Annotated in this window: 14 protein-coding genes and 1 pseudogene; 10 read left to right on the forward strand and 5 right to left on the reverse strand. The window is 44.4% G+C overall.

The window, feature by feature from the left end; genetic code table 11:
• The 7 genes from VTH8203_RS16565 to copI form a co-directional block, all read left to right on the forward strand.
• The coding region (locus VTH8203_RS16565) for a transposase (RefSeq protein ID WP_167385784.1) at positions 1-194 on the forward strand (194 nt) is incomplete at its 5' end.
• A gap of 267 nt (positions 195-461) precedes the next feature.
• Positions 462-875: a hypothetical protein gene (locus VTH8203_RS16570; RefSeq protein ID WP_096994668.1), complete on the forward strand. Its 414-nt coding sequence runs from the start codon at positions 462-464 to the stop codon at positions 873-875.
• A gap of 2,307 nt (positions 876-3,182) precedes the next feature.
• Positions 3,183-3,542 carry a hypothetical protein gene (locus tag VTH8203_RS16585; RefSeq protein WP_158296168.1) on the forward strand — a complete coding sequence of 120 codons (360 nt, stop codon included), beginning with the start codon at positions 3,183-3,185 and terminating at the stop codon, positions 3,540-3,542.
• Positions 3,543-3,627: 85 nt separating this feature from the next.
• Entirely contained in the window at positions 3,628-5,010 is a 1,383-nt protein-coding gene (locus tag VTH8203_RS16590) for a TolC family protein (protein ID WP_096994672.1), read from the forward strand.
• 20 nt (positions 5,011-5,030) lie between these two features.
• Positions 5,031-6,743, forward strand: a complete 1,713-nt coding sequence (locus VTH8203_RS16595; protein ID WP_096994673.1) for an efflux RND transporter periplasmic adaptor subunit — start codon at positions 5,031-5,033, stop codon at positions 6,741-6,743.
• Complete coding sequence (locus VTH8203_RS16600) at positions 6,740-9,862, forward strand: efflux RND transporter permease subunit (RefSeq protein ID WP_096994674.1); 3,123 nt, start codon at positions 6,740-6,742, stop codon at positions 9,860-9,862. The genes VTH8203_RS16595 and VTH8203_RS16600 overlap by 4 nt, the downstream gene beginning before the upstream one ends.
• A gap of 57 nt (positions 9,863-9,919) precedes the next feature.
• Complete coding sequence (gene copI, locus VTH8203_RS16605) at positions 9,920-10,456, forward strand: copper-resistant cuproprotein CopI (protein WP_096994675.1); 537 nt, start codon at positions 9,920-9,922, stop codon at positions 10,454-10,456.
• Positions 10,457-10,548: 92 nt separating this feature from the next.
• Here the strand turns inward: copI and VTH8203_RS16610 are convergent.
• Positions 10,549-11,813, reverse strand: a pseudogene (locus VTH8203_RS16610) (Rid family hydrolase).
• Between the two features lie 508 nt (positions 11,814-12,321).
• On the opposite strand from VTH8203_RS16610, the gene gad reads away from it, so the two are divergent.
• The 3 genes from gad (at position 12,322) to VTH8203_RS16625 (ending at position 16,953) form a co-directional block, all read left to right on the forward strand.
• A complete protein-coding gene (gad, locus tag VTH8203_RS16615; protein WP_096994676.1) occupies positions 12,322-13,716 on the forward strand; it encodes a glutamate decarboxylase in 1,395 nt (464 codons plus the stop codon).
• An 81-nt stretch (positions 13,717-13,797) separates the two neighbouring features.
• Positions 13,798-15,525: an aspartate:alanine exchanger family transporter gene (locus tag VTH8203_RS16620; protein ID WP_096994677.1), complete on the forward strand. Its 1,728-nt coding sequence runs from the start codon at positions 13,798-13,800 to the stop codon at positions 15,523-15,525.
• Positions 15,526-15,705: 180 nt separating this feature from the next.
• On the forward strand, positions 15,706-16,953 hold the full coding sequence (locus tag VTH8203_RS16625; RefSeq protein WP_158296169.1) for a methyl-accepting chemotaxis protein: 1,248 nt from the start codon (positions 15,706-15,708) through the stop codon (positions 16,951-16,953).
• A 68-nt stretch (positions 16,954-17,021) separates the two neighbouring features.
• On the opposite strand, the gene VTH8203_RS16630 is transcribed toward VTH8203_RS16625, so the two are convergent.
• From VTH8203_RS16630 to VTH8203_RS16645, 4 genes are all read right to left on the reverse strand, one after another.
• Positions 17,022-18,317 carry a DEAD/DEAH box helicase gene (locus VTH8203_RS16630; RefSeq protein ID WP_096994679.1) on the reverse strand — a complete coding sequence of 432 codons (1,296 nt, stop codon included), beginning with the start codon at positions 18,315-18,317 and terminating at the stop codon, positions 17,022-17,024.
• A 412-nt stretch (positions 18,318-18,729) separates the two neighbouring features.
• Complete coding sequence (locus VTH8203_RS16635; RefSeq protein WP_096994680.1) at positions 18,730-19,110, reverse strand: DUF2061 domain-containing protein; 381 nt, start codon at positions 19,108-19,110, stop codon at positions 18,730-18,732.
• A 123-nt stretch (positions 19,111-19,233) separates the two neighbouring features.
• Positions 19,234-19,833 carry a 2Fe-2S iron-sulfur cluster-binding protein gene (locus VTH8203_RS16640; RefSeq protein ID WP_158296170.1) on the reverse strand — a complete coding sequence of 200 codons (600 nt, stop codon included), beginning with the start codon at positions 19,831-19,833 and terminating at the stop codon, positions 19,234-19,236.
• 73 nt (positions 19,834-19,906) lie between these two features.
• Complete coding sequence (locus VTH8203_RS16645; RefSeq protein ID WP_096994682.1) at positions 19,907-20,779, reverse strand: hypothetical protein; 873 nt, start codon at positions 20,777-20,779, stop codon at positions 19,907-19,909.
• Between the last annotated feature and the right edge of the window lie 32 nt (positions 20,780-20,811).

A 20,811-nucleotide genomic window follows, 5' to 3' on the forward strand; every position in this document is an offset into this window, starting at 1 on the left:
AAGAAGGCATCTGTAACTTTGCAAAGTATGACCGACTAACCAGCTCTATAATCGAGGCTGGCAATGTATCAATAGGATTGTTGCGTAGAAGAGCTCGCGGGATAAGAGATACCGAATACTTCAAACTGAAGATTAAACAGCTTTCAGTACCTGAGGTAAGTTCAATATTATACCCTTCTGTCAAGCTCATCTAAGCGGAGAAGAGCCATTAAATCTAATCCGATAAAAGATGATAAGACCATGCTCAATTTGGATGCGTATAGGTTGTGAAATTGTATTGCTCCGAAGCCGCCGTAGTTATACGGAAACTTTCGGCAACTTCTGATGTTCGCATCCTAGTCGCTAGGCAATACGGGCATGAAATTGAACCTGAATATAATTAGCGTTACCATTGGTTGCATATAATTGCGGAAAAAATCCGTCGATAAAGCGTTATGCACCTATGTGAGCTAGGAGTACAAATGAATATCAACTTTGATGAATTGGAGCTTGCGGTAGAGTTTGTCTCCGGCGACCCTAGTTTTGGCGCAGAAGCATATTTTGATACTGTTTCAGGAAAAATTTATTACGTGGGTGATGGTGTAGAGGAAGACCTGCCAGAAGACCTCTATTCAAACGAACAGTACCGTTGTCTGCCTAGTAAACAAGAACTTGGGTTAGGCCGATCTACAGCACTAGACTTTATTTCTACTAAATACCCTGCAGAATATGAGATCGCATCTCAGTACTTTAGTCGCAAAGGAGCATTCTCAAGGTTTCGAATGCACATTGAGCAAATCGGTGCGCTGGATCAATGGTATGAGTTCCAAAGTTTAGCAGTGCGTCAGGCTCTTAAAGATTGGTGTGACGATAACAATATCAAGTATCAGGGCTAGCACATAACAAATAAGGATTAAGCGTTGCGTAGCCAACGTTAAATCCCAAGTGTTGAACAAGGCCGAGCCTCTACGAGCCTCTATATAAGTAAATTGTGCGATCTGCTCTAGAAGGGTCGCGGCCTTGATGCTTTTCTCAAGGCGAATTAGTTGTTCGTAAGGTTGAGAGGGATACATCATCCGGGCCGTCATGCATGTCAGTTTTGCTATTTGCCATACCTTTAGAACTAATCTGAAACCCACAACCCACAACCCACAAAGAACAAAAATGGATGTTAGAGTGCTGTTTTTGCTAGCAAGCACACTTGTATTTATTGTTAATTTGGTCAATAGTGGTTGTTGATATAAATAGAACTAGCACAGCATCTTTTGGACGAAAGACTTCCAATCGGTAGATTTTCGTTGTTGTAGAGGCTAGTCGATTCTTAGGGTGCTGTTTTGACAATTTAAATGAATGACTTAATGGAGAGGCTTTTATGAAATCTTTAAAAGATAGAGTTAAACACATTGATGACCTTCGTAAGCAAGCCATGTCTGACCCTACGTTTATTGAAATGGCAAAGGAGCATGAACGAGAAATCACCAGTTCTATAGATTCGAACTGTTCTAAAAGAAACAGAAAATGCCTGTCTGAAATATATTCTGAATATGAAATTGATTCGGACCATAAATACTGAACATTGTTTTTGTGTAGTCCATTAACGTTGTAGTATTGCTTTTTGGTGTCTGAAAGAAAAATGACAGTGCTTTTTCAAAAAAAGCAAGTAAATTGTGTGATCTGCTCTAAAACGGTGGCGGCCTTGATGTTTTCTAAAGGCGAATGCGGCATTCGTAAGGTAGAGGTTTCGACAAGTCATCCGTTGCATTCTGCACGTTAGTTTTGCTATTTGCCATACCTTTAGTTATTCATGATTTGCTAATTTAGCAAAAGTGCTGGCAAATAAATGTCCACATACGAATTAGACAGCTAACCGATTGTGTGTTAACCGATTGTGCTAACCGATTGAGTGTGATCACCAAGCGATTCTGTCGTAGGGGAAATGCAACGAATGCTATAGAGCAGCAGTGGCTTTATTATGTAACTTTCTTTCAGTGTGGTGCTTAGTTTCGTGTACGTTTAAAATTGGGACGCTTTATGGTTTCAATTTGGGACGTTTTATAGTTTTAACTTGATTATAACTTATTGATTTTAAGGTGTTTGATTGGAAGCCTTATGGTATTAACGACATCTGAAGTTTGCAAACTAACTTGTTGCAAGCATCACCATCTAGCGTTTAGTAATTTGTAATCAACGAGTTATAACGCACCACACCTTTCAAATAGCATAGAAAACGCGACTGGTACTGAACTTAGGTACTGAGCTATGCGCTATCTCACTCAATCTAGTAATCATTCTTGGACTTTCCGTTTCCAATTTTCTCGGCGTGTTCATGACTATTTATGATCAATTTGAATATAAATATTCATTGGGTAGGGTGACGCCAAGAGAGGCTCGTTCGAAAGCTCTAGAGCTTGAAAACGGCTGGTTGACGTCATTTGGAGGGTAGAAGACGCGATAGTTCGACCGTCGTCTTGTGAAGGAAAAGAGCTTGTCACTTGCCAACTGGCTGCCAGAATGAAAGTGGATATGTTCCTAGCTGTAGACGCATACAAAAGGGTTTCAGCTTCACCAAAGCTTCAAGGCGCACTGCGAAGGTTTATGTCAGGTAAGAACAAGCAGCCCCTCTCCTTATCCGCATCTAGAGACCTACAGTGCATTCATAAGCTGTATCCAAGCACCACATCACCTGATACAAGAGCCCAGCAAATGTGGGCACTGATTTCCGACAAATGTTTGACCTGTCAGGAGCCCTTTAAGAATAAGGCGCAAAAGACGCTTTTTCGTCACTATAAATTAATGCAGGAAGCTCGTAAAATTCTGGAATATCTAGACTTTTCACGGTTTTCGAGAGTACTGAAAGCACTAGGACAAAACGCTGTCGAGAGTTCAATGGAAGCTGATCCAGATGAATGTTTCAAGGAGTTTGAGCAACATCCCCCCTTAAAATTTTCAGCTGCGCGACTCCACTCTCTATTATGTCTTCGGTTGGTCGAGACGAGGCATTAGGACCACTGGAATGACTAAGCATGAGAATAGCCGAATGAGCGAAACGTATTTAACGTTCAATTTTGCTTAGCGAAAAGATAGCGATATTTCTAAATTTCTTTCACAGTTTTATTGACCTTCCCCCAAGGGAAGGGTCTACAATCTAGGAGATTTTTCTCAGAAGGCTTGTTATGCGCTTTAGTGTGATTAGAAAACGTTGGATGTCTTTACTGACGATTGTTGCGCTATTAGCATCAACGTTAGTCGTTAGTACACCAACGATGGCTTTTTCTAATGACATTGTTTTGTCTTCTCAACATGGTGCAATGGTAGATTGTACTACCAGTGTCGATGCTTCTGCACATTCCCATCATAACGCATCAAACCAAACTGCTCCCAATGAGTGTGGTGATGCATCCAAGCATAATTGTTGTAGTGCAACGTGCGCAAATGGCGTGGGCGTTATCAGTGCAGACCTAATGCACAGCATACATCACTATCTGTTTTCCAAAAGAACGCTTGAACTTGCGTTTAGTCCTATTTGTCGAGCAAACGGTCTCGATCGACCCCCTAGAGCGTAATCCAATCTAATTTTCAGCCCTTCTTAAAGATTTAAGAAGTCGTTTCACCGTGCTTATTACTTAAGTGCGCAGATTGGATACTATCGTGAACAAATCTATTATTTCGGTGGCGCTTACCGTAAGCGCCGCCTTGTGGATACCCATGTCTGCTTTGGCAGACAATATCGCCACGACGCAAATTACTAGTCACCGCACAGCGCAGCTTGGATCAGTGACGTTGCAACAACTGATCGAATGGTCGATCGCCAACGATGCAAGTCGAGTGCGCTTTTATGCTCAATCAGAGTCGTTAAGACAGTCTGGTATCGCCAGTTCAACTTTGAAAGACCCTGTGCTAAAAGTTGGGGTTGGTGGCCTACCAACGGACAGCTTTCAATTCGACCAAGATCCCATGACAAACGTGTCAGTGGGCTTGATGCAACAGTTCGGACGAGGGTCGACATTAGCCCTGCAAAACCAAAAAACGCAAAAGCAAGCTGATGGTATTGAATTTCAAGTACAGACACGTGAGCTTGAGATAGCAAACAGTATCTCAAAGCTGTGGTATGAGCTGGGATTTCAGCAACAGTCAGAGCGTGTGCTGCTGGAAAGTCAGGATCTAATGCGAGAAATGGTTCGCTTTATCCAAACTAATTACGCCATAGGCAACAGTGAATCTCAAGATCTGATTCAGGCTCAGTTGCAGGTCAGCAAGTTGGATGAAAAATTGCAGGCTAATAGGCAAATGCAAAACCGCCTGATTGCTCAGCTCTCCGAATGGTTAGGTGCTCAATGGTTGTCTAATTCGCCGACTCTTAAGGCGACCACGACTTCAGACTGGCAGAGGTTGGAAGATCGTCTATTAGAGCACAGACGTTCGGACTACTACGCCATTCTCAATCAGCACCCTATGGCTCGCATGGCGGATATCGAAATAGCTGCAAGTGAAACCCAAGTAGCCATTGCAGAGGAAGCGTACAAACCGCAGTTTGGCGTTGAAGCGATGTATGCCCATCGACAAGCTAACAATATGCGCGGTGAGCCAGCGCCAGATTTAGTGAGCGCTTATGTCACGATGGATATTCCTCTGTTCACTGGTAATCGTCAGGATAAAAATCATGCCGCTGCCGAGTATCAAGTGGTCGCCTCCAAATCTAAGAAGGATGCATTGCTTTCTCAGATGTACGCCAAAGTCAGTGCACTGACAATGGATAGGCAAAACCTCACCGAACGTCTTGAACGTTATCGTCAAAGTCTTCTTTCTCAGGCTAAAGCTCGTACCAAAGCGGTAGAAAGAGGTTATGAAAACAGCACTGCGCAATTTAGTGATGTGATCACCGCCTCTAGAGATGAACTGGCAATAGAGCTAGAGGCGCTGAGGTTGGAAACCGATCTTAGCTTGGTCAATAGCGACCTGTCCTATTTTCTAGGTGGTTTTGATTATCAAGCCTCAACTCCGGTGCTTTCAGTGCCATCAAAACAACAATAATTCTGAGAAGGTAAACAAAGATGAAGACATTGAATGTTGCGCTATTGGCCTTAGCGGTTGGCGCTGGAATTGGTGTGCTAGTCGCTCCTTATGTCGGAGGTCATAACATGGCGGAGGCGTCCGATGAAAATGCCAGTACAACGGGAGCGAAAGAGCCGCTGTACTGGGTAGCGCCGATGGACCCAAACTATCAACGCGATCAACCAGGTAAATCCCCAATGGGAATGGACCTCATCCCAGTGTACGCCGATGACCTTAACGGTGGTAATGACAAACCAGGAACGGTCAACATCAACCCAGCGGTTGAGAACAACTTAGGAGTAAAATCAGAACCGGTAAAGCTAGCGAAGCTATCGCCGCGTATCGAGACAGTCGGCTATATCGCTTTTGATGAAAGTCGTCTGTGGCAAACCAATGTGCGCGTTGCGGGCTGGGTCGAAAAACTCTATATCAACGCTGTGGGAGAGCGTGTTAACAAAGGAGATGTATTATTCAAGCTTTATTCACCAGAGCTGGTCAAAGCGCAGGAAGAGTTACTTAATGCCCATCGCACAGGACGCAGTAGTTTGGTTAAAGGCGCTACGGAGCGTTTAATTTCGTTGGGTGTAGATCGAGCTCAAATTAACCAGATAGTCAAGCAGGGCAAAGCGTCTCAGACCATTGATATCAAGGCATTGGGCAATGGTGTGGTGGCTACGTTGAATATCCGGGAAGGTGGCTATTTGTCCCCAGCTCAATCGGTTATCAGTGCGGGGCCAATTGATGAAGTTTGGGTCGATGCTGAAGTGTTCGAACGCCAAGCGGAATGGATCAAAGCGGGCAGCCAAGCAACGATGACATTAGACGCGCTATCAGGCAGGGAATGGCAAGGAGAAATTGACTATGTTTATCCGATTCTCGACCCAGCAACGAGAACGCTGAGAGTAAGACTCAAGTTTGCTAACCCAGATCATCAATTAAAGCCAAATATGTTTGCCAACATTGCGCTGCAACCCAAGACGGAGCAAGCCGTGCTCACTATACCTCGCTCAAGCGTGATTCGCTCTGGAGGGATGACTCGCGTGGTGTTATCCGAAGGTGGTGGTAAATACCGCTCGGCACGGATCGACATTGGACGAGAGGCCCGTGACCGAGTTGAGGTGTTAGCGGGATTGACCACAAGTGACAAGGTGGTGACCTCTGCGCAGTTTATGTTGGATTCGGAGTCAAGCCAAAGTGCGGATTTGTCACGAATCAATGGCGTGGAACCGCCAGCGGAGACTGTGTGGGCGCAAGGTGAAATCACAAGTGTGATGGCAGGGCACAATATGTTGACCATTAATCACCAACCCGTACCAGAGTGGGATTGGCCGGGGATGACGATGGATTTCATGGTAGACAAGGGTGTCAACCTTAACACCTTGCAATCGGGTCAACAGGTTGAGTTTGAAATGGCAAAGACCGATTCAGGGCAATACGCCATTATCGATCTCAAAGTGAGTGACAAACTGGTTGCTGAGCAAGTTTGGGTTCAAGGGGATATTACCATGTTGATGGCTGATTTTGGCATGATAACTCTCAGTCACAACGCCGTTGCTGAATGGGGCTGGGAAGCCGGAGAAATGAACTTCACTTCTCAAGGAGATGTGGATTTAACTGGCTTCTCTGAAGGCGAAACGGTGCGCTTCTTAGTGACGAAGCAGGGGTCGGACTATGTGCTTATTGATCTGCAGCGTGGAGGAGGTCAGCCATGATTGGAGCCATTATTCGTTGGTCTATCAATAATCGTTTTCTGGTCTTGGTCGCTACCTGCTTTTTGACATTAGCAGGTTTGTACAGTGTGAAGAATACACCTGTTGACGCTATTCCTGATCTGTCAGATGTTCAGGTGATTATCAAAACCAGTTATCCGGGACAGGCTCCACAGGTTGTTGAGGATCAGGTTACTTATCCTCTGACGACAGCCATGTTAGCGGTGCCGGGCGCAGAAACGGTGCGGGGATACTCCTTCTTCGGTGATTCGTATGTGTACATTATCTTCAACGATGATACCGACATGTACTGGGCACGTTCGCGGGTTTTAGAGTACTTAAGCCAAGTTACGCCTAACTTACCAGCACAGGCAAAGCCGACTCTGGGTCCCGATGCGACAGGGGTGGGCTGGATTTACAGCTACGTACTACAAGACAAGACAGGCCAGCATGACCTAGCAGAACTTCGCAGTATACAAGACTGGTTTTTAAAGTATGAGTTACAGACCGTTGCTGGCGTTTCGGAAGTCGCGACGGTAGGCGGTATGGTCAAGCAGTATCAGGTCCAAATTGATCCTGCTAAGTTACGTGCTTATGACCTGACCTTGCAGCAGGTCAACATGGCTATCAAAAATGGTAACCAAGAGACTGGTGCATCAGTGATAGAGGTCGGTGAGGCTGAACATATGGTTCGCACTACGGGTTACTTGAGTAGCATTGAGGATATCAAAGCGCTTCCTCTTAAGGTGACGAGCAAAGGTACTCCTCTATTGCTGGGGGATATTGCGGACATCAATCTTGGGCCTCAAATGCGTCGTGGTATTTCCGAGTTTAATGGTGAAGGTGAAGCGGTTGGTGGCGTTATCGTTATGCGCTTTGGGGAGAACGCCAATCAAGTTATTCACGATGTCAAAGCAAAGCTGGAACAGCTGCAACGCGGTCTGCCTGATGGTGTAGAGATTGTTGCGACTTATGACCGTTCAACGCTCATCGATGCGGCGGTTGAAAATCTATGGAAGAAGTTGGCAGAAGAGTTCGTGGTAGTGGCCATAGTCTGTGCGCTGTTCTTGTTCCACATTCGTTCTTCACTTGTAATTGCTATTAGTTTACCTGTCGGCATTTTGTCCGCATTTATCGTCATGCACTGGCAAGGGATTAACGCCAATATTATGTCGTTGGGTGGGATCGCTATTGCCATTGGGGCTATGGTCGATGGCGCGATAGTGATGATCGAAAATGTTCACAAACATATCGAGAAAACGCCACTCACCGATAAAAACCGCTGGCAAGTTATCGGACGCGCAGCAGAAGAAGTCGGTGCTCCGCTGTTTTTCTCTTTGCTTATTATCACATTGAGCTTTGTTCCTGTGTTCGCGCTTGAAGGGCAGGAAGGCAAGATGTTCTCACCACTTGCTTATACCAAAACATACGCCATGGCAGCAGCTGCGGGTTTAGCCATTACTTTGGTGCCTGTGCTGATGGGTTACTTTATTCGCGGGAAAGTGCTGCCCGAACATAAAAACCCCGTCAACAAAGCGTTGATTGTCTTATATCGACCCATGCTTAACCTAAGCCTTCGTTACCCTAAATCGATGATTGTACTGGCTATCATCTTGATGGGGTCGGCTTTCTATCCGACCAGTAAGTTAGGTAGTGAGTTTATTCCACCTTTGGATGAAGGGGATCTGATGTACATGCCAACGACCTATCCTGGTATCTCGATTGGTAAAGCACGTGAACTGCTTCAACAAACCAACAAGTTGATCAAGACCGTTCCCGAAGTCGAGACTGTGTGGGGCAAGATTGGTCGTGCAGAAACCGCCACTGACCCCGCTCCTTTAACTATGATTGAGACCACCATCCAACTGAAGCCTCGCTCTGAGTGGCGAGATGGCGTCACCACAGAATCACTACGTAAGGAGTTTGATGATCTGGTGAAGTTCCCAGGGCTAACGAACGCTTGGGTAATGCCAATTAAGACTCGTATTGACATGTTGGCAACTGGGATAAAGACGCCAATTGGTATCAAGATTGCAGGACCTGATCTCAACGTGATCGAGGAGATAGGTGCCAATATCGAACCTATCCTCAATACGATTCAAGGAACGGTGTCGGTATATGCCGAAAGGGTAGCGGGTGGACGATATGTCACGATTGATATCAAACGACTCGCCGCCGCGCGTTATGGTCTGAACGTCAGTGATGTTCAGCAAGTGGTGTCAACGGCAGTGGGTGGTATGAATGTGGGCGAGACAGTGGAAGGGTTGGAGCGATACCCAATTAACGTTCGCTATCCACAAGATTATCGTGATTCGGTGGTGAAGCTACAGAACCTGCCTCTTGTCACTCCAAATGGTGCTCGAATCGCGTTAGCAGATGTGGCGGAAATTCGCTACGAAGATGGCCCGCCAATGATTAAGACTGAGAACGCTCGTCCGAACGGCTGGGTTTTTGTCGATATTGTTGAGCGCGATCTTGGGTCGTATGTCACCGAGGCTCAAAACATTGTGGCAGAGCAATTGTCCCTACCAGCGGGGTACTCGCTAACGTGGTCTGGTCAATATGAGTATATGGAGCGTGCTAAAGAGCGTTTAAGCGTTGTTGTGCCTGTTACTCTCTCAATCATTATGTTGCTGCTTTACCTCAGTTTTAGAAGAGTCGGTGAAGTGCTGGTCATTATGGGGACACTGCCGCTCGCCATGGTAGGTGGCTTGTGGCTTATGCACTACCTTGGGTACAACTTCTCGATTGCTGTAGGAGTGGGCTTTATCGCGCTTGCTGGGGTAGCGGTCGAGATTGGAGTCATTATGTTGGTTTACCTAAATCAAGCATGGCATGCACGCAAACTAGCGGCACAAGAAAATAAATCGCCATTAACGCTCGATATGTTAACCGAGGCGATCCGTGAAGGCGCAGGGCTGCGCGTGCGTCCCGTCATGATGACGGTGTTAACAGTCATCATCGGTCTTATTCCAATTATGTACGGTTCAGGTACTGGCTCTGAAGTGATGCAACGCATCGCCGCCCCAATGATTGGCGGCATGGCGTCCGCATTATTGCTCACATTGCTGGTACTTCCGGCTATCTACAAGTTATGGAAATCAAAAGAAACGAACCAATAGACGCCAGAGACCTATAATGAAAAGGTCACTAATCACTTATTCAACAAGGAAGCAATCATGAAAAAAACATTGATAACATTAGCGCTTAGCATCATTTCAACCGCTGTAATGGCAGGAGGTATGGACCATTCGAAAATGGATCACTCTGAGATGGATCATTCTAAAATGGACCACTCCAAAATGGACCATAGTAATATGATGAATATGGATGGGATGTCTGCTGTAGGTATGCCTGCTAAGGGAGCGAAGCCCGATAAAGTGGTGCATGTCATTTTAACGGATGACATGAAAATCACTTTTAAGCGTGATGTTAAGATCGAGCCTAATGACGTCGTTCAGTTTGTGGTCATGAACGCTGGCAAAATCGACCATGAGTTTTCTATCGGTTCTATTGCAGAACAATTGGAGCACCGTGAAATGATGAAATCGATGCCAGCGGGACATGACCATCATGGTATGGGCAACGTGGTTTATCTTGAACCAGGCAAAGCAGGGCAGCTTTTGTGGCATTTTCATGGAGAGAAACAAGTCGAGTTTGCTTGCAACATTCCAGGCCATGCAGAGGCTGGGATGGTTAAGAGCATCACATTGTAATAGCGCAGTGTTTCGTTAGTAAAAGTGCCCTAGAAGATAACTTCGAGGGCACTCAGGTCAGCTGGAAGCTTGGTCAGCGAGCTACCATCGGTCTATTTATTTGGCGGCGTACCTTCGGCGTTCGACATAATGGCATCTATTTGAACTACCGCATTAGACGGCAAACTGGATACGCCAATAACGGTCAAAGCTGGCAACAAATCACTGAAATAGCTTCTCAATACTTCCTCTAGTGCGCACAAATCATTCATGTCTTTTAGCTGAATATTGAGTTTAACAATATCATCCATCACGTGGTCGATGTTTTCTACGATGGCTTTAATGTTCTCGAAGCATTTTATCGCTTGTTCTTTTGTCCCTGAAGCAACAATCTTATCAATCGAAGGATCAATAGGCAGTTGCGCTGAGATATTGTTGTAGTGAGAGAAGGCCACGCTTTGCGTCGATAGGGCGTTTAACGGCGCTTTGTCGGTATTGGTTGCCTTAATAACAATTCCGTGACGGTCTTCAACTAATTGAGGCGGCGTACCATCACCTTGAGAAACGGTTGCATCGATTTGTACGAGTGCATCCAGCGCTAAGCCTTCCACCACTATAATGGAGCGTGCTGGTAGGTAATTAACGGCACGAGCTATGGAAGAATCTGGGAAGAAGGTTTTATACACTTCATCAACGGCCTCAAGATCGTCCAACTTGGTGATATGAATATTTGTTTTGACAATATCATCCATCGGCACGTCAATACTATCTAGTATCGTTTTGATATTACGCAGACATTGCTGCGTCTGCTCTTTTATCCCACCTGGTACGAGGTTTCCTGACTTTGGTTCGATAGGTAGCTGAGCTGAAATATGATTGTAGTGAGAAAAAGCAACCGTCTGACTAGAAAGGGGAGTGAGTGGTGCGTTAACCGTATTTCGAGTTAATTTCACTAAATCACAAGGGTCTTGAGGGAAAGTACCCTCACCATTGGAAATAACCGCATCCATTTGTATCAGTGCGCCCGTGAAAGGCAGCTCAGAAACTGCGATTGCTGTGTATGCTGGGCGATGCAAGGGGAAGAACGGCGCGTAGATTTCATTCACTTTATCAATGTCAGAGGTTTTTTTAAGTAGATATTGATCCTTATTACATCACTCATCGTTTGCTCAGTGCTGTTCACTATCATTTTGATATTGTTCAGACACTGTTTTGCCTGCTGCTCTATGCCACCCGCAACAAGAGTTTTAGTCGCAGGGTCAATGGGTAATTGAGCCGAAATATTATTATAGTGAGAAAAGGCAACAGACTGCGTCGATATTAGGCTTACAGGCGCTTTTTCAGTATTCCTTGAAACCTTAATGATACGGTTATCCATGTAGTGGTATCTCCAATTTTCGTTATTAGTTAGGACAAAGCGAACAAATAACAAGCAAAAAGAGAGCCAGATTAACAAAAGGTAAATCAAGAGGTTGAGTGTAAAACACTCGGCCTCTGAACAAGATGTAACATACGATAGCCAATTTGGTCGTTACTACTAGGATTTATCTTACAGTGAGTGTGGGTGGAATAGTCGAAATACGAGAGCCCACTGTGATCATGTTGGTTGGAAATAACGTCTTTCATTAAGGTTTTAGCGATTACTAGCTATGTTTTATCATTGGGTGAGAAAAATGGCACACCAAATTATCAAGATATTTTTTGCGTCTACCTTTACTCTCATCTTAAAAAATGTCTAGTAATAACGCCTTGAATCTTAACAACCGAATATGACACTAGCGCTCTATCAAAATCTCGACTAACTTTAATCCAACGTCGTTGTGTCTTTTAAAATAAGCGCTTAATGACAAAATACGCAATAGTTTCAATGATTTAAAGGATTGATTATGCCTCTTCATAAAAAGTCAGCTGTCCGTGGTTCATTGTTAGATGATGTTTATTCTTCTAAAGACTTGTCAGTAGTAATGCCAAAGTATCGAATTCCCGAGAATGAGCAAGCTCCAGAACATGCCTATCAAGTGGTTCATGATGAACTTATGCTAGACGGTAACTCGCGTCAGAATTTAGCGACATTTTGTCAAACATGGGTCGAAGACGAAGTCCATCAACTGATGGATGAATGCATTGATAAAAACATGATTGATAAAGACGAGTACCCGCAAACCGCAGAGATCGAGTCTCGTTGTGTTCATATGTTAGCGGATCTTTGGCATGCTCCGGATGCCGAAAACCCAATGGGCTGCTCAACGACAGGTTCGAGTGAAGCCGCAATGCTAGGTGGTATGGCATTGAAATGGGCTTGGCGTGAAAAGATGAAAAAGCAAGGAAAACCAACCGATAAACCAAACCTTATTTGTGGTCCGGTTCAGGTATGTTGGCATAAGTTTGCTCGTTACTGGGACATTGAACTTCGCGAAATCCCAATGGAAGGTGATCGCCTTATTATGACTCCTGAAGAGGTAATCAAACGTTGCGATGAAAACACAATAGGCGTGGTACCAACTCTGGGTGTTACCTTTACTTGCCAGTATGAGCCGGTAAAAGCGGTGCATGAAGCTTTAGATAAGCTTCAAGAAGAAACGGGTTTAGATATTCCTATCCACGTTGATGGCGCGAGTGGCGCATTCCTTGCTCCTTTCTGTGATCCCGATTTAGAGTGGGATTTCCGTTTGCCACGTGTTAAGTCGATTAACGCGTCTGGTCATAAATTTGGTCTTTCACCACTCGGTGTTGGCTGGGTAGTTTGGCGTGATGCTGCAGCATTGCATGAAGACTTAATCTTCAATGTGAACTACTTAGGCGGAAATATGCCGACATTCGCATTGAACTTCTCTCGTCCCGGCGGACAAATTGTTGCTCAGTACTATAACTTCCTAAGACTGGGTAAAGAAGGCTATAAGAAAATCCACGACGCTTGCTACGAGACCGCGCGCTACATTGCGAAAGAAGTCGAAAAAATGGGAATGTTTGAGATCATTTATGACGGTCATGGCGGTATTCCAGCGCTGAGTTGGTCTATTAAGAAAGGTGCAAATCCTGGCTTTAATCTATATGACTTATCGGATCGTATCCGCTCTCGTGGTTGGCAAATTGCGGCTTATGCCATGCCAGCAGACAGAGAAGACTTGGTGATCATGCGTATTTTGGTTCGTCACGGCTTCAGCAGAGATTTGGCCGATTTGCTTATCTCAGATTTACAACACTGTGTAGATTTCTTTGAGAAGCACCCAGTAGTCAATGGCAGCGATGCCGATGAGTCAAGTAACTTTAACCACGGTTAATATTTCCGCCACTCTAGGTAAACGGCAGAGTGATGTAGTGCATCACTCTGCTGATTCAATAACAATGTAGTAGCTAAGATCATGTCTTTTCTTTTTAATTACTTATCTGAAAATCCATTTGTTTTTCTTTTTCTATCTCTCGCGATCGGGTACCCATTAGGGCGTATTTCTGTAAAAGGTGTTAGCTTAGGGACAACCGCAGGCACGTTAATCGTAGGCGTGGCGTTGGCGTTAACTTCTTTCTCAGTGTTTGGGGTAAAGATCGAAGAGCCAGGGCTTGTATCAGACATCTTTTTAATGATGTTTATGTATGCGATTGGTATGAAAGTTGGGCCTCAGTTTTTTTCAGGACTCGCTCGCGGTGGTATTGATTTTGTGGTGATAGGCTTAATTGTTGTGTTCAGCAACTTTGCTATCGTCATGATTGGCGCCAAGCTCCTAGGGCTTGAGCCTGGGTATGCGGCAGGTATAATCTCAGGAAGCTATACCGTAACCGCAGTCATGGGGGTGGCCCAATCAGCGATCACTTCCGGTGCCTTTGTGCCTCCTGCAGGGCTGAGTGCTGATCAAGTCAGTGCCAATATTGCTGCAGGCTATGCTATCAGTTACGTACTTTCGACGGTGTTTATTATTCTACTTATCAAATACTTACCTTCAATGTTTGGTATTGACCCTATCAAAGCAGGTAAAGACGCGGAGAAAGAGTTCTCTACGGGGGGAGATGAGGAAAAACTGCCTAGTACGTTCGGCTTTTCAGACGTAGGAGTGCTACCGATTGATGTGCGTGCCTACAAAGTAACTCATACTGCGTTGGTTGGCCGTACTGTCCAAGACCTCTACAAACAGTTTCCGGACGCTGTTGTGCTCAAAGTGGTACGTGGTGATGAGGTATTGGATGCTTCGAAAAATCCGACCTTGCAGCTAGGTGACGTTATTGGTGTTCGTGGAGAATACAGTGCGCTCATCAAAGAAGGTGAAGCCGATATCGGTAATGAAGTTGATGAGCCACGTGCTCGTAATGTCGATATTGAAGTGGCAGACATCCATGTAGGTAAGTCTGAGCACGCAGGTAAAACCATCGCACAGTTGCATTCTGAAGTTGGCTTTGGTGTCTATTTCAAAGCACTATTCCGTCAAGGTCATCAGCAACCACTCTTACCTCAAACCACAGTAGAAGTGGGAGACGTGGTAAGGGTTGCGGGCTCACAATGGTGTGTCGATCAAACCGCTTCTCAACTCAATAGTGTCCCTATTGTAGAAAGTACAGTCACAGAAACGTTCTACTTGGCATTGGCTCTGTTAGTGGGTTATGTGTTTGGTCACTTTAGTGTGACCATTGCAGGTATTCCATTTGCTTTGGGTACATCAGCCGGTTGTATGCTTACTGGTATCGTGTTCTCTTTCTTGCGCACCAGAAATCCAGCGTTTGGCGGTCCAATGAGTGAGGGGGCTAGAAGCTTCTTACAAGACATCGGCCTCAACTTGTTTGTAGCCGTGCTTGCCGCGACAGTAGGGCCTAAAATCCTAGCATCGTTCCAAGGTATTATCGTGATTAAAATAGCGTTGCTTGGGGTTACCGCGGCACTCGTTCCACCGTTGTTGGCCTGGTTATATGGGCTCTATGTTCGTAAAATGAACCCTGCGATTCTCGCCGGTGCTTGTGCTGGTGGTCGTAATAGCACACCTGCAATGAAAGGTGCACAAGATGCGACTCATAGTGACATGCCTGCGATTGGCTATCCTGTACCATACGCCTTAACTTCGGTCATCGTCTTGATTCTCGGTTATATCGCTATGGTTATCGGCTAATCATCAAGATTTAGAGGTTAGCTAACCAATGAAAACAAACGGCACTTTTAGTGCCGTTTTTTCTAACGTCATTTTGCAGGCATCATAAAACGCACACCTCAATTTCAGAATAAGTTGACACTATCGACCAAATCCTGCTCAATATCCTGACCGTATGGTCAAAAATTCAAGGGAATGGAAATGAGTGATATTGAGATTGGCTGGCGAGATAGACTGTTTATGAACATCAGCATGCCAATAAAGATGTTGTTACCTGGAATCGTTGGGTGTTTAGGCATTGCTTTGTTGTGCCTATCCAACTTATACGCTCTGGGCGTATTATCGACGGGCGATTCTGTTCAATTATCGTTGTCACCCTTGGTTATTATTGTATTTTCAGTTGTAATTATCGGCTTGATTATGTTCTTGTCAACGGGGATATCCCGAAACATTTTGCCGCTTCTCAAGCATATTATTGATACGATGCAGCAAGTACAGCGTGGGCAACTTGATCATCGAATTGGGTTTTCTGGACAGGATGAATTTGGCCAAATTGGCTCTGCGGTAGACAGTACGCTCAATAAGTTAGTCTCCCTTATCAATGACGTCGATGGCTCTGTGGAGCAATTGCAACGTTGTACTCATCATATTGAAAGCTCCTCATCTGAATTGGATACCTTGTTCAAAACACAGGTTAATCAGCTCGCGGACACCACGTCTGATATAAATAATATTCAGGTTGCTATTAGCCGTGGCGAACAAGAAGCACAGCGCAGCCTCGATGCGAGCCAGTCTATTTCTAATCAATTCTTAGCCATACAAGAGAACAACCAACAACTGACTAAAGATGTGGAACAGCTCAGACTCGAAATGGCGGAAGCGAACCAATCCAGCAATGTATTAACTGAAGTATCCATGAAAGTCCGTGATGTATTGCATGTGATTACCTCCATATCAGAACAAACCAATTTACTCGCGCTTAATGCGGCCATCGAAGCGGCTCGTGCTGGTGAAGCTGGACGGGGTTTTGCTGTGGTTGCCGGAGAGGTTAGAACGCTATCTGAGAATACCCAAAACGCAGTCTCGGAAATTCAGACCATGACTAAACAGCTCATTGATACCGCGAGTGCTTTGGTTTCGGCTATCGCAAAAAGTGAAACCAGTGTCAGTGAAATCTCTCAAGTTACCACGCGCTCTACCGTCAGTTTTGACGATATTACGGTGGCGTATAATCAACTTTTAGCACTGAATGAGCAGATCTGTAACGATTCGGTAGAAACGCTACACCTTTGTGAGCAGTCGATCGAAAACCTTAAAGTGGTGAATGAACTTGCACTGGATTGCACTAAAAGTACTGATAACGTGGTGCGTGCCAAGAATGAATTGGTGATGATATCAGACAGTTTAGACGCCTCTTTAGAGCCGCTTGCGAAACAATCCAATGGCTAAGGCGTATATAAAACCGTAGCCTCAGAAACAAAAAACGCAGCGATAACACGCTGCGTTTTTGATAATAGTTAGCCTTTTAAACGAGTTGTTTTACTCGACTTATTTTTGATCGCTTTCATCAAGCGTAATCGACGCTCTGCAGAACCTTGGTCGTTAGCATTGTTTGTACGACCTTGACGATCTCTGTAAGCAGGTTTAGTGTGCATCTTTTGTAACAGTGCGTCGCGGTTTGCTGGCTCGTAGCCTGCAAGTTGGATACGCTTAATGCGATGTTGAATCAGATTCTCAATCTGAACCAGCGTCAGCTCTTCTTCACGACTAACAAAAGAAACGGCATGACCTTGTTGACCAGCACGGCCTGTGCGACCAATTCGGTGTACGTAATCTTCCGCTAAAAATGGCATGTCATAGTTAACCACATGTGGAAGACCTTGAATGTCTAAACCACGAGCAGCCACCTCGGTGGCAACCATCACGCGAGCTTTGCCGGTTTTAAACTCTTCCAACGCGCGGCGACGAGAGCTTTGTGCTTTATCACCATGGCAAAGCACAGCTTTAATACCATCAAGTTTAAGCTCTTTTACCACTTCATTAGCGGTTTCTTTGTAGTTCACAAAGACCAAAACCTGTTGCCAGTTTTTACGACCAATGAGTTCTGAGAGCAGCTCCAGTTTGCGATCTTCATCTACTGGATAAACCACGTGAGCGACAGTATCAGCAGTTGAGTTCTCTGCGTTGACGATGATGCGTTTTGGCTTACGCAGCAGATCTTGCGCCAAAGCATTCATCTGAGGTGATGACGTCGCGGAGAAAAGCATGGTTTGAGGTTGGCTATGAATGCTACTCATAATAGTGCGGATAGCATTAATGAAGCCCATGTCCAGCATACGGTCTGCTTCATCAAAAACGAGAAACTCAAGGTTAGCAAGCTTGACGTTGCCAAGTTCTAAGTGTTCGATAAGACGGCCTGGCGTGGCAACTAGGATGTCTACACCCGCTTCAAGCTTACGCTCTTGTGACGACATTTTTGCACCACCAAATACAGCCGCAACCGTCAGATCGACATATTGTGTGTAGTTTTCGATGTTGTTCGCGATCTGAGCGACTAATTCACGCGTCGGTGCCAAAATAAGTGCGCGTACTGCTCCACGAGCGCGAGCTTTTGGCGCATCAACAATCTGTTGAATGATTGGCAAAGAGAAAGCGGCGGTCTTACCCGTGCCGGTTTGAGCGTGTGCCAAAATATCGTGTCCACGACGAGCATGTGGAATCGCTTGTTGCTGAACTGGAGTGAGTTTTTCATAACCACACTCGGTCAGTGCTTGCACGATCTCGGATGAAAAACCTTGTGATAAAAATGACATTCGTTGTTCCTAAAAGCAGATGGCGGTATTTGGTGTTTCTCGTTAACCAATCAAAAATGATTGCTGACCAAAAATACGGTCGGTGATTATAGAAGAATAATGGCTGCCTGTGGTGACTAATTTTGATTGTTTGAGCATGAATTGTACAGTTGTTGAGCTAATAATTTGAAAATTATTACAATATGACGACGAACAATCTGAACTTGAGCAGTTTTTGGGTCGTTAAAAAGTGAATCTCCCTCTTAGTAGAAGAGGAAGGTGTTGGGCAGCAAAAGCCCAGCTTAAAATGAGATATTGAAATTATGTGGCTTGGTTAACCCAAGTAAATAGGAGCATTCTGATAAGAATCTGACCATGACCTACAAAATGCATGAACAAACTTCTCTCATTGAGGGATATACCTTTGAAGTGATTAATGCGCAAAACACATTTGTTGGTGCTTTTTATTCCAAGACTTTTCGTGGAAAAAGTACGCGATGGTATTAATCGTTGGCTCTAATGTTGCCATGATCCCACCCGCCAAGACATCACCTGTTAACAAGTAAACGACACCAAACGCGACACTAAAGTGTACGGTCGCAAATGAAGCGGTCTTAATGGTTTCGTTATTTTTCAAAGCTTGAAGGCGTTGGTTTTTGTCCCAAACACGTTCGTGAAAGTAAAACGCAACGGTATTTACCGCAGGTTCAAGCATTGCAATCAGACTCGCGATTAAGATTTCGCCAGTTAGCGCATATGCAACCGTAAAGGCAATAGTAAAATGGATAGCGGCAAATCGAATCGTCTTAACCATGGGATGTATCACTCAGTTCAAATCTTATGGAACCATTATGAGGAACTGGTAAAGAGAATTAAAATCAATTAATTCTCTTTAATTGATAGGTAAAAGCTATCTTTGGTTCGTTTGACTGTTGCTTCACAGCAGAATGTCAACCGTCTTGTTCTTTCCAGTACGATAGATGCATGTTTTTATCCACTTCTCTGGAGACGGTGTGAAGGCTAAGGGGTCTTCTTCGCCTTCAGGAAGGCAGATCTTCACCTGACATTTACCACATAATCCTTGCTTACATGAATAAGGGATCTCATACCCGTTCTCTAATAATACAGATAGAATCGATGTTTCACTACCAACACTAAATGTTTTTTCACTTAATTTTAAATAGATAGAAAAGGGAGATTGCGTCGATTCACTTTTTTTCTTTTCTGTATCTTCACTGGTTGTAATAGATAATTGATTTATCAATTCATCAACATCGCCTTTATTAGAAAAATGGTACCATTCATTGGTTGGGAAGATAGCAATGTTGGGGCCATTACTACATCGCCCCAAACAATCTGTCTGAGACACTTTTACATTACTAATATCTTCATTTTTTAGTCTTGATTTTAAATAAAGGACGATATCCGGATTTAAAATATAGCCACATCCAGACTTACTTCCATTTTTGATTTTTTTATTTTGGCAGATAAATATATTAAGCATTTCATTAGCGATTACTTGTTTTTTTAATGCCACACTAGCTCTCCTTGCAAATGGAACAGAGTAAAAACAGATGAAGCGTAAACTCCACCTGTTTTGATATATAGCCCTACGAATGAAAGGTATGTTGATGAAGCCAAAATTCATCCCACAAGTCACAGTAATTCATCACCACATTTTCAACGGATGCTGCATTATCACTATTAACCAACATGGCAACCAATAACCATAAGTCGGCTTCATGATCATCATCATTGGCGAACTCCTGTCCATTATCGGCGCATCCATGGACCATGTAATAACCCTCATCAGTATTAATCCCTACTTTGGCACTATTTTCTCTCAGTGGTGGACTGAAGAGCATAACCTGGATCTCGGCCGTAGCGAGAAGTGCTGCAAGCCCGAGAACATTGTTATACTCTGCCTGCAAACACTCACGTACCTTACTGGAAATAACCGAGGGTTCATAATGCTTTCTGTCTTCATCTGAAATCTGATAAGCGTAAAGGACATCTTCGTACAAAGGATAATGAGAGTAGATAGGGTTACCTTTGTAGTATCCAGATTCGTCTAGGCCTGGTAAAAAGCCCAGTTCATCCAAAAGGTTAAGCAGAATTAAGAAGCGAGGTGCTTGTTTGCTTCCTGGTTTTAGGTTGTTATCAAACGATTCACAATTAAACGTCAGTTTTAAGAGAGCATCAACAAAGATCTGTACAATAGCGTGTCGATACTCTAGATGAATATGTCTCATTTGTTGGAACGAGAACTGACCCTCGTTCATGGCCCTTATCATAGGGTTAGTTGCGACAGGGTGTTGGAAAATTTTACTTCTGAGCTGTTTAGCAAAGTTTTTTCCGTATGTCCACGTCTCGGCACCCACACTCTCCATCATTTCCTTTCTGGCATTTTCTCGTGGGTTGTTCATTGAGGACCAGTGACTGGTCAACGTCTCAAAATCTGCGTTTATATTAGTTACAGACATTTTTGTTACTCTCCTTTGTGAAATACAGTGTA

This window comes from Vibrio thalassae, assembly GCF_900089835.1.
Lineage (GTDB): Bacteria > Pseudomonadota > Gammaproteobacteria > Enterobacterales > Vibrionaceae > Vibrio > Vibrio thalassae.

Bases quoted from the DNA above. Each gene is read 5' to 3' on its own strand.
- VTH8203_RS16570 (WP_096994668.1), top strand. From the start codon at position 462: ATGAATATCAACTTTGATGAATTGGAGCTTGCGGTAGAGTTTGTCTCC.
- VTH8203_RS16600 (WP_096994674.1), top strand. From the start codon at position 6,740: ATGATTGGAGCCATTATTCGTTGGTCTATCAATAATCGTTTTCTGGTC.
- VTH8203_RS16585 (WP_158296168.1), top strand. From the start codon at position 3,183: ATGTCTTTACTGACGATTGTTGCGCTATTAGCATCAACGTTAGTCGTT.
- copI (WP_096994675.1), top strand. From the start codon at position 9,920: ATGAAAAAAACATTGATAACATTAGCGCTTAGCATCATTTCAACCGCT.
- VTH8203_RS16625 (WP_158296169.1), top strand. From the start codon at position 15,706: ATGAGTGATATTGAGATTGGCTGGCGAGATAGACTGTTTATGAACATC.
- gad (WP_096994676.1), top strand. From the start codon at position 12,322: ATGCCTCTTCATAAAAAGTCAGCTGTCCGTGGTTCATTGTTAGATGAT.
- VTH8203_RS16645 (WP_096994682.1), bottom strand. From the start codon at position 20,779: ATGTCTGTAACTAATATAAACGCAGATTTTGAGACGTTGACCAGTCAC.
- VTH8203_RS16620 (WP_096994677.1), top strand. From the start codon at position 13,798: ATGTCTTTTCTTTTTAATTACTTATCTGAAAATCCATTTGTTTTTCTT.
- VTH8203_RS16630 (WP_096994679.1), bottom strand. From the start codon at position 18,317: ATGTCATTTTTATCACAAGGTTTTTCATCCGAGATCGTGCAAGCACTG.
- VTH8203_RS16635 (WP_096994680.1), bottom strand. From the start codon at position 19,110: ATGGTTAAGACGATTCGATTTGCCGCTATCCATTTTACTATTGCCTTT.
- VTH8203_RS16595 (WP_096994673.1), top strand. From the start codon at position 5,031: ATGAAGACATTGAATGTTGCGCTATTGGCCTTAGCGGTTGGCGCTGGA.